This window comes from Knoellia remsis, from assembly GCF_003002895.1.
Lineage (GTDB): Bacteria > Actinomycetota > Actinomycetes > Actinomycetales > Dermatophilaceae > Knoellia > Knoellia remsis.
Genome location: NZ_PVTI01000014.1, coordinates 1 through 15756, shown reverse-complemented (window position 1 = coordinate 15756; position 15756 = coordinate 1). Strand labels below are relative to the sequence as shown.

At 70.6% G+C, this 15756-nt stretch carries 19 protein-coding genes; 14 read left to right on the top strand and 5 right to left on the bottom strand.

Annotation, left to right across the window (positions count from 1 at the left end):
• Nucleotides 1-19: 19 nt before the first annotated feature.
• The 4 genes from BCF74_RS09495 to BCF74_RS09480 form a co-directional block, all read right to left on the bottom strand.
• Nucleotides 20-1186 carry an acyl-CoA dehydrogenase family protein gene (locus BCF74_RS09495; RefSeq protein ID WP_106297722.1) on the bottom strand — a complete coding sequence of 389 codons (1167 nt, stop codon included), beginning with the start codon at nucleotides 1184-1186 and terminating at the stop codon, nucleotides 20-22.
• Nucleotides 1187-1275: 89 nt separating this feature from the next.
• A complete protein-coding gene (locus BCF74_RS09490) occupies nucleotides 1276-2100 on the bottom strand; it encodes an SGNH/GDSL hydrolase family protein (protein ID WP_106297721.1) in 825 nt (274 codons plus the stop codon).
• A complete protein-coding gene (locus BCF74_RS09485; protein ID WP_106297798.1) occupies nucleotides 2097-2774 on the bottom strand; it encodes a uracil-DNA glycosylase in 678 nt (225 codons plus the stop codon). The genes BCF74_RS09490 and BCF74_RS09485 overlap by 4 nt, the downstream gene beginning before the upstream one ends.
• A 49-nt stretch (nucleotides 2775-2823) precedes the next feature.
• Nucleotides 2824-3165: an ArsR/SmtB family transcription factor gene (locus BCF74_RS09480; protein ID WP_106297720.1), complete on the bottom strand. Its 342-nt coding sequence runs from the start codon at nucleotides 3163-3165 to the stop codon at nucleotides 2824-2826.
• An 86-nt stretch (nucleotides 3166-3251) separates the two neighbouring features.
• On the opposite strand from BCF74_RS09480, the gene BCF74_RS09475 reads away from it, so the two are divergent.
• The 14 genes from BCF74_RS09475 to BCF74_RS09410 all read left to right on the top strand — a co-directional run bounded on the left by BCF74_RS09475 (nucleotide 3252) and on the right by BCF74_RS09410 (nucleotide 14933).
• Nucleotides 3252-3785, top strand: a complete 534-nt coding sequence (locus BCF74_RS09475) for an ArsI/CadI family heavy metal resistance metalloenzyme (protein WP_245889286.1) — start codon at nucleotides 3252-3254, stop codon at nucleotides 3783-3785.
• Nucleotides 3782-4453 carry an aquaporin gene (locus tag BCF74_RS09470; RefSeq protein ID WP_218279235.1) on the top strand — a complete coding sequence of 224 codons (672 nt, stop codon included), beginning with the start codon at nucleotides 3782-3784 and terminating at the stop codon, nucleotides 4451-4453. The genes BCF74_RS09475 and BCF74_RS09470 overlap by 4 nt, the downstream gene beginning before the upstream one ends.
• On the top strand, nucleotides 4450-4860 hold the full coding sequence (locus tag BCF74_RS09465; protein ID WP_106297719.1) for an arsenate reductase ArsC: 411 nt from the start codon (nucleotides 4450-4452) through the stop codon (nucleotides 4858-4860). The genes BCF74_RS09470 and BCF74_RS09465 overlap by 4 nt, the downstream gene beginning before the upstream one ends.
• Complete coding sequence (locus BCF74_RS09460; protein ID WP_106297718.1) at nucleotides 4857-5267, top strand: arsenate reductase ArsC; 411 nt, start codon at nucleotides 4857-4859, stop codon at nucleotides 5265-5267. Before BCF74_RS09465 ends, BCF74_RS09460 begins: the two co-directional genes overlap by 4 nt.
• Nucleotides 5268-5274: 7 nt before the next feature.
• Nucleotides 5275-5994 carry an HAD family hydrolase gene (locus tag BCF74_RS09455; protein ID WP_106297717.1) on the top strand — a complete coding sequence of 240 codons (720 nt, stop codon included), beginning with the start codon at nucleotides 5275-5277 and terminating at the stop codon, nucleotides 5992-5994.
• 62 nt (nucleotides 5995-6056) lie between these two features.
• On the top strand, nucleotides 6057-6356 hold the full coding sequence (locus BCF74_RS09450; RefSeq protein ID WP_106297716.1) for a DUF3263 domain-containing protein: 300 nt from the start codon (nucleotides 6057-6059) through the stop codon (nucleotides 6354-6356).
• Between the two features lie 12 nt (nucleotides 6357-6368).
• Entirely contained in the window at nucleotides 6369-6830 is a 462-nt protein-coding gene (locus BCF74_RS09445) for a hypothetical protein (RefSeq protein ID WP_106297715.1), read from the top strand.
• 25 nt (nucleotides 6831-6855) lie between these two features.
• Nucleotides 6856-7680, top strand: coding sequence for an undecaprenyl-diphosphate phosphatase (locus BCF74_RS09440; RefSeq protein ID WP_106297714.1), 825 nt, complete (start codon nucleotides 6856-6858; stop codon nucleotides 7678-7680).
• A gap of 110 nt (nucleotides 7681-7790) precedes the next feature.
• Nucleotides 7791-8543: a hypothetical protein gene (locus BCF74_RS09435; protein WP_106297713.1), complete on the top strand. Its 753-nt coding sequence runs from the start codon at nucleotides 7791-7793 to the stop codon at nucleotides 8541-8543.
• Nucleotides 8544-8864: 321 nt separating this feature from the next.
• Nucleotides 8865-10493: a chaperonin GroEL gene (gene groL, locus BCF74_RS09430; protein WP_106297712.1), complete on the top strand. Its 1629-nt coding sequence runs from the start codon at nucleotides 8865-8867 to the stop codon at nucleotides 10491-10493.
• 199 nt (nucleotides 10494-10692) lie between these two features.
• Nucleotides 10693-11115 (top strand): hypothetical protein, encoded by a 423-nt coding sequence (locus BCF74_RS09425; RefSeq protein ID WP_106297711.1) that lies wholly within the window; start codon nucleotides 10693-10695, stop codon nucleotides 11113-11115.
• Nucleotides 11115-11309, top strand: coding sequence for a helix-turn-helix transcriptional regulator (locus tag BCF74_RS09420; protein ID WP_106297710.1), 195 nt, complete (start codon nucleotides 11115-11117; stop codon nucleotides 11307-11309). The genes BCF74_RS09425 and BCF74_RS09420 overlap by 1 nt, the downstream gene beginning before the upstream one ends.
• 117 nt (nucleotides 11310-11426) lie before the next feature.
• Nucleotides 11427-12380, top strand: coding sequence for an ABC transporter ATP-binding protein (locus tag BCF74_RS09415; protein ID WP_106297709.1), 954 nt, complete (start codon nucleotides 11427-11429; stop codon nucleotides 12378-12380).
• Nucleotides 12381-12386: 6 nt separating this feature from the next.
• Complete coding sequence (locus tag BCF74_RS09410) at nucleotides 12387-14933, top strand: ABC transporter permease (RefSeq protein ID WP_106297708.1); 2547 nt, start codon at nucleotides 12387-12389, stop codon at nucleotides 14931-14933.
• A 119-nt stretch (nucleotides 14934-15052) separates the two neighbouring features.
• Here BCF74_RS09410 and BCF74_RS09405 read toward each other — a convergent pair whose 3' ends face one another.
• On the bottom strand, nucleotides 15053-15343 hold the full coding sequence (locus BCF74_RS09405) for a WXG100 family type VII secretion target (RefSeq protein WP_106297796.1): 291 nt from the start codon (nucleotides 15341-15343) through the stop codon (nucleotides 15053-15055).
• Nucleotides 15344-15756 lie beyond the last annotated feature (413 nt).

Sequence of the window (15756 nt, the reverse complement as noted above, 5' to 3'; positions counted from 1 at the left end):
CGCGCACGTCCCGGACGGGTCAGCGCAGGACGTGGCGGCTGATGACGAGCCGCTGGATCTGGTTGGTCCCCTCGAAGATCTGGGTCACCTTCGCCTCGCGGAACATCCGCTCCACCGGGAAGTCCTGGGTGTAGCCGGCGCCGCCGAGCACCTGTATCGCGTCGGTCGTCACCTTCATCGCGGCGTCCGTCGCGAGCAGCTTGGCCACGGCCGCCTCCTTCGAGAAGGGCCGCCCCGCATCCTTGAGCCGCGCGGCATACAGGTAGGCCGCCCGCGCACCGGAAACCGCGGCCTCCATGTCGGCGAGCATGAACGCGAGCCCCTGGTTGTCTCCGATCGGACGGCCGAACTGCACCCGCTCCTTCGCGTACTTCGCGGCCACGTCGAGCGCCGACTGCGCGAGTCCCGTTGCGGCAGAAGCGATCCCGAGCCGACCCGCATCGAGCGCAGACAGGGCGATGGCCATGCCTTGACCCTCGTCTCCGATGCGGCGGTCGGCGTCGACGCGCACCCCGTCATAGATCACCTCGCGCACGGTGTCGCAGTGCAGGCCCATCTTCTTCTCGGGTGTCCCGAACGTCATCGCCGGGTCGCCCGCGGGCACGATGAAGCACGACAGGCCCCGCCCGCCGTCGTCGGACGTGCGCGCGAAGGTCGTGTAGTAGTCCGCGTGGCCGGCGTGCGAGATCCACGCCTTGCGGCCCTTGATGACGTATGCCGCGTCGTCACCCTCGCCGTCCCGGGTCGCCCTGGTCGTCATCGAGCCGACGTCCGAGCCGGCGAGCGGTTCGGACAGTCCGTACGCGCCGAGCTGTTCGCCAGAGAGCATGTCCGGAAGCAGGGCGGCCTTCTGCGCGTCCGTGCCGAACGTCGTCACGGGGTAGGCCGTGAGCGAGTGCACCGAGACGCCGACGGCGACGCTCATCCAGGCCGACGCGATCTCCTCGACGACCTGCAGGTAGACCTCGTACGGCTGCCCGCCGCCACCGAACTCCTCCGGGTGCGGCAGCGACAGCAGCCCGGCACGGCCGAGGGTGCGGAACACCTCGGTCGGGAACGCCTCGCCGGAGGCCGCGGCGCGCTCGGCCTCGTCGACCTTGGGCCGCAGCTCCTTGTCGCAGATCTCGCGGGTGAGGTCGATGAGGTCCTGGCCCTCATCGGTGGGCATGAGGCGGGTGACCGGCATGAGGGTCACCGTAACGGGCGACCCGGCAGTAGCGAACTCGGGCCGCGGGGGGTGCCGTGGGGCCGAGGGCCGCCCGGTCGACAGGCCGGTCAAGGTCCGTCGACGAAGGGTCGCATCGGCGACAGCTCGGGCCGCTTGGGGTCGACGTGGTCGCCGCTGGACTGCCCCTTCATCCGGCGCTGCACCCACGGTGCGAAGTGCTGACGCGCCCAGGCCGCGTGCGAGCGCAGCTCCTGTCGCCGCGTCGTCGCCTCGCCCGCGGGCAGCGGGGTGCGCCAGTCGTCCTCGTCGGTCGCGTGCCCGAGGGTTGCGAGGGCGGCGAGCGCCACCCGGCGGTGCCCCTCGGTCGTGAGGTGGATCCGGTCGTCGGCCCACAGCCGCCAGTCGCGCAGCGCCGGCATGCCCCAGAGGTTGAGGACGTAGCAGCCGTGCCGCTGGGCGATGGTGAAGATGTTCGCCGTGTGGATGGCGTGCCGGCCGCGCAGCGGCTTGAGCAGCCCGGCCTCCTGCGGGTCGACCGGTGTGGCGAGGATGACGTCGGAACCGTTCTGCCGCAAGCGGATCACTGCCTGCTCGAGGGTGTCCATGATGTCGTTGGTGTCGACCGACGGGCGGAGCAGGTCGTTGCCGCCGCCGACCATCGAGACGAGGTCGGGCGACATCTCCAGCGCCTTGTCGAGCTGCGGGCCGACGACGTCCGAGAGCAGCCGGCCGCGCACGGCGAGGTTGGCGTAGTGGAACGGCAGGTGCTCCATCTGCGCGAGGTCGCTCAGCGACTCCGCGAGCCGGTCGGCCCAGCCGATGTAGCCGTCGTCGACATCGGGGTCGGGGTCGGACATGCCTTCGGTGAAGGAGTCGCCGATGGCGACGTAGCTGCTCCACACGCGGGGCGGGTTCTGGCCGAGGGGCGTCACGGAAGGCTCCAGTCGATGGGGTCGGCGCCCTGACGGGCGAGGAGGTCGTTGACCTGGCTGAACGGCTTGGACCCGAAGAAGCCCGAATGCGCGGAGAGCGGTGAGGGGTGGGCGCTTTCGACGCACGGTATGCCGGTGAGCCGCCCGCGCAGCGCCCTCGCGTCCCTGCCCCAGAGGATCGCGACGAGGGGGCCGCCGCGCTCGACGAGCGCGTCGATCGCGCGGTCGGTCACGGCCTCCCAGCCCTTGCCGCGATGGCTCGCGCTCGCGCCGGGGCGGACGGTGAGGACGCGGTTGAGGAGGAGGACGCCGCGCTCGGACCACGGGGTGAGGTCACCGCTCGTCGGGGTCGGAACGCCGAGGTCGGTGCCGAGCTCGGTGTAGATGTTGACGAGGCTGCGCGGGATCGGGCGGACGTCCGGCGCGACGGCGAAGCTCAGCCCGATCGGGTGGCCGGGGGTGGGGTAGGGGTCCTGGCCGACGATGAGCACCCGCACGTCCTCGAGCGGCTGCTCGAACGCCCGCAGCACGTGCGCCCCGCCGGGGAGGTAGCCGCGGCCCGCCGCGACCTCGGCGCGCAGGAACTCGCCGAGCCGGGAGATGTCGTCCTCGACCGGCGCCAGCGCCTGCGCCCACAACGGGTGGACGAGCTCGGCGAGCGGTCGGCGGGTCACCTGGGTCACCCTGCCAACCTAATCCGTGCGCGCGGACGGCAGGTGGCCGCTACTCGAAGATCGCGCGCACGTCCTCGAGCCGTTCGGGAACGACGCTGAACCACGCCCACTGGCCGCGCTGCTCGCGCGTCACGAGCCCGGCCTCGGAGAGGACCTTGAGGTGGTGGCTCACGGTCGGCTGGGACAGGGCCACCGCGGGGGTGAGGTCACACACGCAGGCCTCCCCGCCCTCGGTCGCCCGGATGATGCTGAGCAGCTGGAGGCGCACCGGGTCCGCCACAGCCTTGAGCAGGGCGGCGCTGGACTCGGCCTGGTCGCGGGTGAGTCCGCCGGGGGTGGTGATGCCGCAGCACGCGGCTCCGGACACGGTGCGGTCCTGGGCGGTGGTCATGACTCCTCCTCGGTTACGGACCATCCTGCCACGCATATTGACGGATATCGATGCGTGCGGTTCGATGAGGCGCAACACCTACATCGATGCCCATCGATACTTCAGGAGAGCGTCATGACGCAGACACCCACCACGGGTCGGGTCCAGCTCGCCCTCAACGTGAGCGACCTCGACGCGTCCGTCGCGTTCTACTCGGCGATGTTCGGCGTCGAGCCGGCAAGCGCCGGCCCGGCTACGCGAACTTCGCGATCGCCGAGCCCCCGCTCAAGCTCGTCCTCATCGAGACCGGTGAGCAGACCCGAGGACACGGACCGGCCGGCGCGCTGAACCACCTCGGCGTCGAGGTCTCGACCGACGAGGTCGCCGCCGCCCGCGAGCGCTTCGCCGCGGCCGGTCTCGCCGCGTTCGACGAGAACGACACGACGTGCTGCTACGCCCGCCAGGACAAGGTGTGGGTCCATGACCCCGCAGGCGCCCCGTGGGAGGTCTACACCGTCACGGACGAGCACCCCGCTGACGCCCGCCCGGCTACCGCGAGCCTCGAGATCCTCGACGTCACCGAGGTCACCGGAGTCGTTGACGGCTCGTCGTCGCCCGCCGCGTCGGCGTGCTGCCGGTGACGGTGCTCTCCCGGGCGCTCGCGGCAGAGCTGGTCGGGACCGGCGGGCTGCTCGCCGCGGTCGTCGGCTCCGGGATCATGGCCCAGCGCCTCACCGATGACATCGGCCTGCAGCTCCTGGCCAACGCGCTCGCCTCGGTGGCGGCCCTGGCCGTGCTCATCACCGTCCTCGCCCCGGTGAGCGGCGCCCACCTCAACCCCGCCGTGTCGCTCGCGCAGGCGGCCCGCCGGGACCTGCCGTGGCCGCACCTGCCCGCGTATGCCGTGGCCCAGGTCGCCGGGGGAGTGCTCGGCGTCGTCATCGCGAAGCTCATGTTCGACCTTGCTCCCCTCCAGCTCGCCACGACGCAGCGTCCCGGGGCCGGTCGCTGGCTGAGCGAGGTCGTCGCGACCGTCGGGCTCGTGCTCGTCGTGGGATACGTGAGCCGCGGCCGTCGCGACCACCTGGCGCCGGGGCTCGTCGCGCTGTGGATCCTCGCGGCCTACTGGTTCACGTCGTCGACCTCGTTCGCCAACCCGGCGGTGACCATCGCCCGGATGTTCAGCGACAGCTTCGCCGGTATCGCCCCTGAGTCGGTTCTTCCGTTCGTCCTCGCCCAGGTGACCGGCACACTGGTGGGCCTGGCCGGCATCCATCTCTTCGTCCTCGAGCCGCAGGAGGCCTCATGAGCGCGCGTCCGTCGGTCCTCTTCGTCTGCGTCCACAACGCCGGCCGGTCGCAGATGGCTGCCGCGTGGCTGGAGTCCCTCGGCGGCGACACGGTCGAGGTCCGGTCGGCGGGCAGCGCGCCGGCCGACGAGGTCAACCCCGCGGTCGTCGCGGCGATGGCCGAGGTCGGCATCGACGTCGGTGCGGCCCGACCGAAGGTGCTCACGCCCGAGGCGGTGCGCGAGTCCGACGTCGTCATCACGATGGGGTGCGGCGACGCGTGCCCGGTCTTCCCGGGCAAGCGCTACGAGGACTGGGAGCTGCCCGACCCGGCGGGACAGGGCCTCGACGCCGTGCGCCCGATCCGGGACGAGATCCGACGCCGGGTGGTCGAGCTGCTCGAGAGCCTGAGACCATCGACCCGATGAGTCGTCGCCCCTCGGTCCTCTTCGTCTGTGTCCACAACGCCGGGCGCTCCCAGATGGCTGCCGCATGGCTGGAATCGCTGAGCCAGGGCGAGATCGAGGTCCGTTCCGCCGGAAGCAACCCCGCGAGCCGCGTCAACCCCGCTGCCGTCACGGCCATGGCCGAGATCGGCATCGACATCACCGCGGCCCGGCCGACCCTGCTCACCGACGAGGCGGTGCTCGAGTCCGACGTCGTCATCACCATGGGCTGCGGTGACGTGGGCCCGACCTTCCCGGGCAAGCGCTACGAGGACTGGGAGCTGCCCGACCCGCACGGCCTGAGCGTCGCCGACGTCCGACCGATCCGCGACCAGATCGGCCGCCGCGTCGTGACCCTCATCGAGAGCCTGCGGCCCGACCCGACATGATGTCGGCGTGAGCACCCCGCGCTGGCAGACGATCTTCTTCGACCTCGACGGCACCCTCGCCAACACGATCCCGCTCATCGTCGCGTCCTACCAGCACGCCTTCCGCACCGTGCTCGGGGAGGAGGTCGACGACGCTCGCGCCCGCGCGTGGATCGGCCGCCCGCTCCTCCCCGCACTCCTTGAGGAGAGCCCTGAACGCGGGCACGACCTCGACGCCACCTATCGCGAGTGGAACCTCGCCAACACCGAGCGCCTCATCGAGCGGTATGCCGGCGTGCCCGAGATGCTGACCGCGCTCACCGAGGCCGGTGCGAACCTCCACGTCGTCACCTCCAAGCGCACCGACACCGCCCGGCTCGCCCTCGTCGGCGTCGGCATCGACGGCCTCATCGACGTCGCCGGCGCGCTCGAGGACACCGACCGGCACAAGCCCGACCCCGACCCACTCCTCGTCGCCGCGGGCAAGGTCGGCGCCGACCCCGCCGATGCGGTCTACGTCGGCGACGCCACCGTCGACGTCCTCGCCGCGAAGGCCGCCGGCATGCACGCCGTCGCCGTCACCTGGGGCGCGGGCACCCGCGAGGCGCTCGAGGCGACCGGCCCGGACGCTGTCGTCGACAGCGTCGAGCAGCTCACGGCATACCTGCTGGGTGGGACGGATGTGACGACTGAGGCGCGTGAGCACGACACGGTGAGCCGTGTCCAGCCAACACGCCGGGTCGAATGACAGAGGTGTCATTCGACGGTTAGAGTGGCGCTCGCAGTCGTCACAGATGAAGGGTCGAAGCCGTGAACGTCGCCGAACAGCACTCCACGCCCGCCTCCGCGCCGGAGGCCCTGAGCGAGCGCGACGCCCGGATCATCGACTTCGAGCGGCAGTGGTGGAAGTACGCCGGGTCGAAGGAGTCGGCCATCAAGGAGCTCTTCGACATGAGCCCGACCCGCTACTACCAGGTGCTCAACGCCCTCATCGACAGCCCCGTTGCGCTCGAGCACGACCCGATGCTCGTCAAGCGCCTGCGTCGCCAGCGTGCCACCCGCCAGCGCGCCCGCTCGGCGCGACGCCTCGGCCTGCAGCCGCAGGGCTGAGCGGCGACGACGATGGCCGAGCTCGACTGGTCCACGCCGGAGGGGCTCGTCGCCATCCGGGACCACCTCGCGTCGCGGATCGAGGGCTGGCGCCAGCCGGTCGCGTATGCCGTGGGGCTGAGTCCCGCGTCGAGCTCGCCGGAGTGGGAGTTCGGGCACGTCAACACGCCCAACACCGGCAACGGGCTGCCCGCCGTCGTGCTCGCGACGGTGCTCGGCCACGATGGGTCGAGCGCGACGGTCGACCTCACGACCGCTCAGCTCGCCGCGGCCGTCGAGTCGCTGGAGCCGGCGCAGGCGACGCCGGGGGAGCACCCCAACCTCGCGGCCTGGCGCGCGGCGCTCGACGAGGCCGAGTCGAACCCGGCCCGCACGCTCGTCGCGGTCTTCGTCGCCGACCTCGAGGACCCGGTGACGTCCGAGGCGGACGGCGCGATGCGGGCGACGTTCGAGGGCCACGCGCCCGAGCTCTGAGCGAGCCCCCGTAGGCTCCGCTGTCGTGTTCGATCTCATCAAGGCCGTCGTCCTCGGGATCCTGCAGGGCCTCACCGAGTTCCTGCCGATCTCGAGCAGCGCCCACCTGCGGATCTTCCCCGAGCTGTTCGGCTGGGGCGACCCGGGCGCCGCGTTCACCGCCGTCGTCCAGATCGGTACCGAGCTCGCGGTCCTCATCTACTTCCGCAAGGACATCTGGCGCATCGGCAAGGCCTGGGTGCTCGCGCTGTTCAAGCCCGAGTGGCGCGGCAGCGACGACGCCCGGATGGGCTGGTTCATCATCGTCGGCTCGCTGCCGATCGTCATCCTCGGCGTGCTACTCAAGGACATCATCGAGCGGGACTTCCGCAACCTCTGGATCATCGGGACGACCCTCATCGTCCTCGGCATCGTCCTCGGCATCGCCGACCGGATCGGCCCGAACACCAAGAAGATCGACGCCCTCACCATGCGCGACGCGGTGCTGCTGGGTGCCGCCCAGGCGATGGCGCTCATCCCCGGCGTCTCCCGCAGCGGCGCGACGATCTCGATGGGCCGCTTCCTCGGCTACGAGCGCGAGGCGGCGACGCGCTACGCGTTCCTCCTCGCCATCCCGGCGGTCGTGGGTGCGGGCCTCTTCCAGCTGCCGGAGATCCCGGGCGGTGACAACGCCTACGGCTGGGGGCCGACGCTCGTCGGCACGATCGTGTCCTTCCTCGTCGGGTATGCCGCGATCGCCTGGTTGCTGAGGTATGTCAGCACGCGCTCGTACACGCCGTTCGTCATCTACCGGGTCCTGCTCGGGTCGGCGACGCTCATCCTCCTCACGGCCGGGGTGCTGTCGGCCTGAGCTGCTCCGGCCAGCGTGCTGTCGGCCCGAGCCGCGTGCGACTTCCGGATGACGCGGAACCCGACTCGCGACGGATGTGCCGGCCGGCGGTCATGGAGCAGGGTCGAGGAATGGCAGTTCAGGGGTTCGAGCTCACCCGGTCCGGGTACACCCACCGGCTCGAGGTCGCAGAGAAGGGCATCAGCCGGGAGTACGTCTGGACCGTCGACGGCGTCGAGGTCGCGCGCCGGACGACGAAGGACGACCGGGTGAAGATCACTCCCCAGCGCGACTCGCGCGCCACGCCCGCTCACCCCGGTGCTCGCGGGCGGATCGAGGTTCGGGCCGGGCTGCTCGGGGTGACCCGCGCGACGCGGATCGTCGACGCCGTCGAGATCGACATGGTCCCGGACCCGGGGACGAAGGCGGCACGTCGCGAGGAGCGGATCCGCGCCCGCCCCCGCACCCACATCGTGCTGCACACGACGGCGGCACTGGCGAAGGTGCTCATCCCCGTCCTGCTCGCCAGCCTGGCCCTGTCGTGGACACCGGACATCGACCTGCCGACGGTCCCGACGCCGAGCGTCGACCTGCCGGACCTGCCGTCGATCCCGTGGCCCGACTGGGACCTGCCGGACATCCCCTGGCCGAACCTGCCGGAGTGGCTGAAGACCATCGTCGAGGTGGTGTCGAAGTTCGTTGTCCCGGTCGCGCTGGCGTGCCTGATCGCCATGCGTGAGGTGCGGCGGCGGCGCGAGCAGGACGCCCGCCGCGCGGAGGCCAGCCGGACGGGCCGGTCGACGCAGGGTGAGTCGCGACCGTCTGGTCAGGTCCAGAGCGGGCGGACCCAGGTGAGCGACGACGGACCGACGGACGTGCAATAGGGGGCTCGGACCGGCGGGCGCCGACGACCTCGTGCTCAGCTGTGCTGGTCGGCGCTGTGCTCTGCCGCCCATCGCACGTCCGTCGGTCCGCACTGACCACGAAAGGCGCGCGAACGGCATACGGAGCGAGCCGGTTGCCGTTTGCACTCTCGGGGTGAGAGTGCCAATAATGGCGTTAGCACTCTCACCCCGAGAGTGACAATTCCTGGCCAGACCGGTGAGGGTCGGCACGCGCGCATGACCTGAGGCGCGCTCGTCGGCTCGTCCGTCGCGGGCGCCGCCTGGCCGACACCTTCGATTCGCGTGGGAGGAACCACCCGAATGGCCAAGATCATCGCTTTCGATGAAGAGGCTCGCCGCGGGCTCGAGCGGGGCATGAACACCCTCGCCGACGCAGTCCGCGTCACCCTGGGTCCGAAGGGCCGCAACGTCGTGCTGGAGAAGAAGTGGGGCGCCCCCACGATCACCAACGACGGTGTGTCCATCGCCAAGGAGATCGAGCTCGACGACCCCTACGAGAAGATCGGCGCCGAGCTGGTCAAGGAGGTCGCCAAGAAGACCGACGACGTCGCCGGTGACGGCACGACGACGGCCACCGTCCTCGCCCAGGCCCTCGTCAAGGAGGGTCTGCGCAACGTCGCCGCCGGGGCGAACCCGATGGCGCTCAAGCGTGGGATCGAGAAGGCCACCGCGGCCGTCTCCGACCAGCTGCTCGCCAACGCCAAGGACGTCGAGACCAAGGAGCAGATCGCTGCCACGGCCTCGATCTCCGCTGCTGACCCCCAGATCGGCGAGATGATCGCCGAGGCCATGGACAAGGTCGGCAAGGAAGGCGTCATCACCGTCGAGGAGTCCAACACCTTCGGCCTCGAGCTCGAGCTCACCGAGGGCATGCGCTTCGACAAGGGCTACATCAGCCACTACTTCGTCACCGACCCCGAGCGCATGGAGGCCGTCCTCGACGACCCGTACGTGCTCGTCGTCAACTCCAAGATCGGCTCGATCAAGGACCTGCTGCCCCTCCTCGAGAAGGTCATGCAGTCCGGCAAGCCGCTCCTCATCATCGCCGAGGACGTCGAGGGCGAGGCCCTGTCGACGCTCGTCGTCAACAAGATCCGCGGCACGTTCAAGTCGGTCGCCGTCAAGGCCCCCGGCTTCGGCGACCGTCGCAAGGCCATGCTCGCCGACATCGCCATCCTCACCGGTGGCCAGGTCATCTCCGAGGAGGTCGGCCTCAAGCTCGACACCGCCGAGCTCGACCTGCTCGGCAAGGCGCGCAAGGTCGTCGTGACCAAGGACGAGACGACCATCGTCGAGGGTGCGGGCGACGCCGACCAGATCCAGGGTCGGGTCAACCAGATCCGCGCCGAGATCGAGAAGTCGGACTCCGACTACGACCGCGAGAAGCTCCAGGAGCGCCTCGCCAAGCTCGCCGGCGGCGTCGCCGTCATCAAGGCGGGTGCGGCCACCGAGGTCGAGCTCAAGGAGCGCAAGCACCGCATCGAGGACGCCGTGCGCAACGCCAAGGCCGCCGTCGAGGAGGGCATCGTCGCCGGTGGTGGCGTCGCCCTGCTCCAGGCGGGCAAGGACGTCTTCGACAAGCTCGAGGTCGAGGGTGACGAGGCGACCGGCGCCAACATCGTGAAGGTCGCGATCGAGGCTCCGCTCAAGCAGATCGCCGTCAACGCCGGCCTCGAGGGCGGCGTCGTCGCGGAGAAGGTGTCGAGCCTTCCCTCCGGCGATGGCCTCAACGCCGCGACCGGTGAGTACGTCGACATGATCAAGGCCGGCATCATCGACCCGGCCAAGGTCACGCGCTCGGCGCTGCAGAACGCCGCGTCGATCGCCGCGCTGTTCCTCACCACCGAGGCCGTCATCGCCGACAAGCCCGAGAAGGCCGCTCCGGCCATGCCGGGTGGCGGCGACGAGATGGGCGGCATGGGCTTCTGATCCCACGCCGGCCACACGGCATACGCGAAAGGCGGTCTCCCCGAGGGGAGGCCGCCTTTCGTCTGCCCTGCGCGTATGCCGGCCGCGCGCCTCGCGCGCATGGTCCGACGGCGGGTTGTCTGGTTTCTTTGACATGTGTGGCGATGCCGTGCCATGCTGTTCATGTCAAACAAACCAGACACTCGGGAGGTTTCGCATCATGCCTGACACCACCGTCGTCCGCACGTCCTGCGACCGCTGGACGGCCATCGTCATCATCGGCATCGTCCTGAGCCTGGCGCTCGGCGTCATGGTGTTCGTGACGTCGCCGACCGACGAACGTGCCCTTGCCGCAACGGTTTTCGTGCTCCTGTGCGGGCCACTGTTCTTCGCGGGGGCGTGGGCGCTCATCCCGGACCCGGATGCCGCCGACCCGGTGACCCACGCCGAGGACACCGTGGAACGGGCCTGGGCGCAGCGTGCCGGGTTCGGTGCGTTCACCAACCTCGTGGCGGTGATGGGCCTCGCGGCGCTCGCGCAGTACGCGATGGGGATGCGGGCGCTCCCGGTGCCGGTCTTCCTCGTCCTCGGGTTGCTCAGCTTCGGGGTGCGCTACCTCGTGGCGTCGCGTCGGCCGCTCTGATGCGCAACACCCTCAAGGAGCTGCGCGAGGCGGCGGCGATGTCGCAGCAGGAGTGCGCCGACCGGCTCGGCGTGACCCGGCAGACCGTCATCTCGATCGAGAAGGGGCACTTCGACCCGAGGCTTTCCCTCGCGTTCCGGATCGCCGCGACGTTCGACACCTCCGTCGACAAGGTCTTCACGCCCGACGAATGACGGCCTGGGTGTGCGGGGGCCCGTGTGTGCGGACTGCGGTGTTCAGGGAGCGTTCAGGGTCGCCTCGGGGGTGAACCCGAGCGCGGCGTAGGCCGCCCGCGCCCTAGCGTGGTCGCCATGACCACCGACGTCGTGCCCGAACGTTCCGACAGCTCCACACCGAGCGTCACCGCCCCCGACGGGCAGGCGCGCCGGCGCGTCGCGGCCCGGGTGACCGACCTCGTCAAGACCTACGGCTCGGGCGACACCGCCGTCCGCGCCCTCGACGGGGTGAGCCTCGACATCGCGGCAGGGGAGTTCACCGCGATCATGGGGCCGTCGGGCTCCGGCAAGTCGACGCTCATGCACTGCGCCGCCGGTTTGGACTCGGTGACGAGCGGAGTCGTCAAGCTCGGACGCGTGGACCTGACCGCGTTGCGCGAGAAGGACCTCACGAAGGTGCGCCGCGACTACATCGGCTTCATCTTCCAGTCGTTCAACCTCATCCCGACGCTCAGCGCGCAGGAGAACATCGTCCTGCCGCTGTCGATCGCCGGTCGCAAGCCGGACCCGGAGTGGTTCGACACCGTCATCGACACGGTGGGGCTGCGCGACCGGCTGACCCACCGGCCCGGTGAGCTGTCCGGTGGCCAGCAGCAGCGCGTCGCGTGTGCACGAGCGTTGGTGAGCCGGCCGGCGGTCATCTTCGCGGATGAGCCCACGGGCAACCTCGACTCGACGTCCGGCGCCGAGGTGCTGGCGTTCCTGCGGCGCTCGGTCGACGAGTTCGGGCAGACGATCGTCATGGTCACCCACGACCCGGGTGCGGCGAGCTGGACCGACCGCGTCGTCTTCCTCGCCGACGGCCAGATCGTCACCGAGCTGCGCGAGCCGACGCCGGACCTGATCCTCGAGACGATGAAGAGCCTGGACGCGCGGGAGGTGCGGGGCGCGCAGGGCGAGGCGGACGGCATACCCACGCGCGGCATACCCACGAGCTCGCGGGAGGCGCGGGGCGCGCACGGCCACGCGGACGACATGGCCGCGCGCGGCATACCCACGACGGCGCGCGACGCGCGCGAGCAGGACTGAGCCGCCATGCTGCGCGCCAGCTGGAAGAGCCTCATGGCCCGCAAGCTGCGGCTGTTCATGAGCGCCTTCGCGATCATCCTCGGCGTCGCGTTCGTCGCGGGGTCGTTCGTCTTCACCGACACCCTCGGCAAGAGCTTCGACTCGATCATGTCGAGCTCGGTTGGGGACGTCGTCGTGCGTCCGGCCGGTGGCACCGACGTCGATCCCGAGTCCCAGCCGTCCACCGCGTCGCTGCCCGCCTCCCTCGTCACCGAGCTCGAGGACACCCCCGGCGCCGCGCGGGTCGACGGGAACATCACGAGCTTCGGCACCTTCGTCGTGTCGAAGCAGGGCAAGCTCGTCGGCGGCTACGGTCCACCCGGCATCGCCCTCAACCACACCGGCGGACCCGCGGCCAAGGGCGTCGAGCCGCTCACGATCGTCAGCGGCCGGTGGCCGAGTGCCGCCGGTGAGGTCGTCCTCGACGAACGCACCGCCGAGAAGGGTGGCTACCTCGTCGGCGAGACCGTCCCTCTCGTGAGCGCGGGCGAGCAGCCCCGGTTCGAGGCCCGGCTCGTCGGAATCGCCCGGAGCAGCGGCGGGCTCAACGGGGCGAGCCTGTCGATCTTCGACACCGAGCAGGCGCAGCAACTCTTCACCCAGGGCGCCGACACGTTCACCGACATCTGGGTCACGGCCGAGCCGGGCACGAGTCAGGCGGACTTGCGCGACGCCGTCGCCGCGCAGCTGCCCGACGGCGTCGAAGCCGTCACCGGTGACGCGGCAGCGGAGGCCGCCGCGAGCGACATCCAGGAAGCCCTCGGGTTCATCACCACCTTCTTGCTCGTGTTCGCCGGCGTCGCCCTCGTCGTGGGGTCGTTCCTCATCGTCAACACGTTCAGCATCTTGGTGGCGCAGCGGTCCCGGGAGCTCGCGCTCTTCCGGGCGCTCGGTTCGACGCGTCGACAGGTGGCGCGTTCGGTGCTGTTCGAGGCGACCGCGATCGGCCTCGTCGGGTCGGCGATCGGGCTGGGCCTCGGCATCCTCCTCGCGATGCTCATCCGCGTCCTCTTCGGCCGGTTCGGGTTGGACCTCAGCTCGCAGTCCCTCGTCGTCGCCCCTCGAACGATCCTCGTCTCGCTCGCGGTGGGCCTCGTCGTGACCCTCGTCGCGGCATACCTTCCGGCACGCAAGGCGGGCAAGGTGCCGCCCGTCGCGGCGATGCGCGATGACGCGCTCCTCGCCGAGAGCGGCATGCGCGGACGGGCGCTGCTCGGAACCCTGCTCACCGTGGCCGGCGCGGGGCTGCTCGGGACGGGGCTCTTCGCGGACGTGCCGAACGAGACGTACTGGATCGGAGCGGGCATCCTCGGCGTCGTCCTCGGGGTTGCGCTCGTCAGCCCCTTCGTGGGCCGACCGGTCGTGGGAGGCATCGGCTGGGTGTATCGGCGCCTCTTCGGCGCGGTGGGGCTCATGGCCGAGCAGAATGCAATCCGTAACCCGCGGCGCACCGGGGCGACCGCATCGGCGCTGATGATCGGCGTGACGCTCGTGTCGATGATGTCCGTCCTCGGCGCGAGTGCGAAGACGAGCATCGACGCGGCCATCGACAAGGGCTTCACGGCCGACTACGTCGTCTCGAGCGCGATCGGTATGCCGTTCTCCGGCGAGGTTGCGAAGGAGCTCGCCGGCGTGGACGGGGTGTCGCGCGTGTCCGCGCTGACGTTCGACCGGCTCGCCGTGGGCGGGACGCAGGCGAGTGCGCTGGCGCTCGAGCCGGACAAGGTCGACATGATCGGGGACCGGGTCATGGTCGAGGGCGACATCGCCGACCTGACGTCGACGACCGTCTCCGTGTCGAAGGAGGAGGCGGCGGCGCGGTCGCTGCGCGTCGGGTCGACCGTCGAGCTGACGCGGGGTGGGACGACGAAACCCTTCCGGGTCAGTGCGATCCACGACGAGTCGACGATCATCGGATCCGACGTCGTCCTGAGCCGCGCCGGGCTGACGAGTCTTGGGGCGCCGAACACCGATGCCTACGTCTTCGTCGAACGGGACTCCGGGCGGAGCGAGGCGAGCGTCGGGCGTGCCCTCGATGCCGCGATCGCCGACCTGCCCGTCGTGACCGTCAAGGACAAGTCCGAGTACGCCGACGAGCAGGGCGGGATGATCAACCAGATGCTCTACCTCATCTATGCGTTGCTCGGGCTGGCCGTCGTCATCGCGATCCTCGGCATCATCAACACGCTCGCGCTGTCGGTCATCGAACGGACCCGGGAGATCGGGCTGCTGCGAGCGGTCGGCCTGAGCCGTCGCCAGCTCAAGCGAATGCTGCGTCTGGAGTCGATCGTCATCGCCCTGCTCGGCGCGACCCTGGGTGTCGTCCTCGGGGTGGCGTTCGGCGTGGCGCTGCAACGCTCGCTTGCCGACGACGGGATCGAGCTGCTCGCCGTGCCGTGGCCACAGCTGGTGTTCTTCGTCGGGCTCGCCGGAGTGGTCGGCGTGCTCGCGGCCTGGTGGCCAGGATGGCGGGCCTCGAAGCTCGACATCCTGCGCGCCGTCACGACGGAGTGAGACGTCGTGACCGTGGGGCGAGGGGCACCGCGACCTGTGGGCGCGGGGCGCCGCGAACCTCGGGCCGCCCGGTCACGTGCTGACCCCTCCATCAGCACGCGTGCGGGCGGCCCGTGGAGTCACGAGAACATGCGGGTGTTGTTCGCCTCGGTCTCGGCGTACTGCGCGCCGGCTGCGCCGAGCACCTGACCGATGGAGGCAAGTGAGCTCTGCACCTGGCGCTGGGTGCCCTGCCACTGCGTGACGACGCCATGGAACTGGGTGGCGGCGCCGCCCTTCCACGCGTCCTGGAGGGCGGTGAGTCGCGAGAGCATCTGCGCGACCTGCGCCTCGATCTCGTTGCTGATGCGGGCGATGTCACCGGAGGCGGCGGTGATGCGCTCGGTGTCCACCTGGAACTGGGCTGCCATGTCGGTCCCCTTCGTGTCCGGCCGCACCTCGTGCGCGACCTCTGACGATGACGGTAGGGAAGATCCCGAATTCGGCCGCGGAGTTTTCCACAGGTATGCCGGCCCGCGCAGAGCGTGGGACCCGCGCGCGCCTTCGGTGCGCCCATCCCGCCTGCCTGCGGTTGAGCTGGCGTCGGGCGCGTGGCCCTCGCTTCCTGTGGTTGGCCGTGGTGGGCCCTTGGCGTCCGCGAGCCGTCCCAGGGCGGGGTCCGGTCGCGCTCTCAGGGGCTGTGTGAAGGGCTCTGTCAGTGGTGGCTGCTTCACTGTTCCCATGGACGCGATGGAGCAGCTGGAGGGGTCGCCGGGGGCGGCTCTGGGTGCTGTGTTGCGTTCTGCGAGTGGGGTTTTGGCTGATGTTGGGTCGGTGGTGTCGT

Excerpts from the sequence above, each read along its gene's own strand:
- BCF74_RS09480 (WP_106297720.1), bottom strand. The coding sequence starts at position 3,165 with ATGACCACCGCCCAGGACCGCACCGTGTCCGGAGCCGCGTGCTGCGGC.
- BCF74_RS09405 (WP_106297796.1), bottom strand. The coding sequence starts at position 15,343 with ATGGCAGCCCAGTTCCAGGTGGACACCGAGCGCATCACCGCCGCCTCC.
- BCF74_RS09425 (WP_106297711.1), top strand. The coding sequence starts at position 10,693 with ATGCCTGACACCACCGTCGTCCGCACGTCCTGCGACCGCTGGACGGCC.
- groL (WP_106297712.1), top strand. The coding sequence starts at position 8,865 with ATGGCCAAGATCATCGCTTTCGATGAAGAGGCTCGCCGCGGGCTCGAG.
- BCF74_RS09495 (WP_106297722.1), bottom strand. The coding sequence starts at position 1,186 with ATGCCGGTCACCCGCCTCATGCCCACCGATGAGGGCCAGGACCTCATC.
- BCF74_RS09415 (WP_106297709.1), top strand. The coding sequence starts at position 11,427 with ATGACCACCGACGTCGTGCCCGAACGTTCCGACAGCTCCACACCGAGC.
- BCF74_RS09445 (WP_106297715.1), top strand. The coding sequence starts at position 6,369 with ATGGCCGAGCTCGACTGGTCCACGCCGGAGGGGCTCGTCGCCATCCGG.
- BCF74_RS09435 (WP_106297713.1), top strand. The coding sequence starts at position 7,791 with ATGGCAGTTCAGGGGTTCGAGCTCACCCGGTCCGGGTACACCCACCGG.
- BCF74_RS09460 (WP_106297718.1), top strand. The coding sequence starts at position 4,857 with ATGAGTCGTCGCCCCTCGGTCCTCTTCGTCTGTGTCCACAACGCCGGG.
- BCF74_RS09410 (WP_106297708.1), top strand. The coding sequence starts at position 12,387 with ATGCTGCGCGCCAGCTGGAAGAGCCTCATGGCCCGCAAGCTGCGGCTG.
- BCF74_RS09465 (WP_106297719.1), top strand. The coding sequence starts at position 4,450 with ATGAGCGCGCGTCCGTCGGTCCTCTTCGTCTGCGTCCACAACGCCGGC.
- BCF74_RS09475 (WP_245889286.1), top strand. The coding sequence starts at position 3,252 with ATGCCCATCGATACTTCAGGAGAGCGTCATGACGCAGACACCCACCAC.
- BCF74_RS09420 (WP_106297710.1), top strand. The coding sequence starts at position 11,115 with ATGCGCAACACCCTCAAGGAGCTGCGCGAGGCGGCGGCGATGTCGCAG.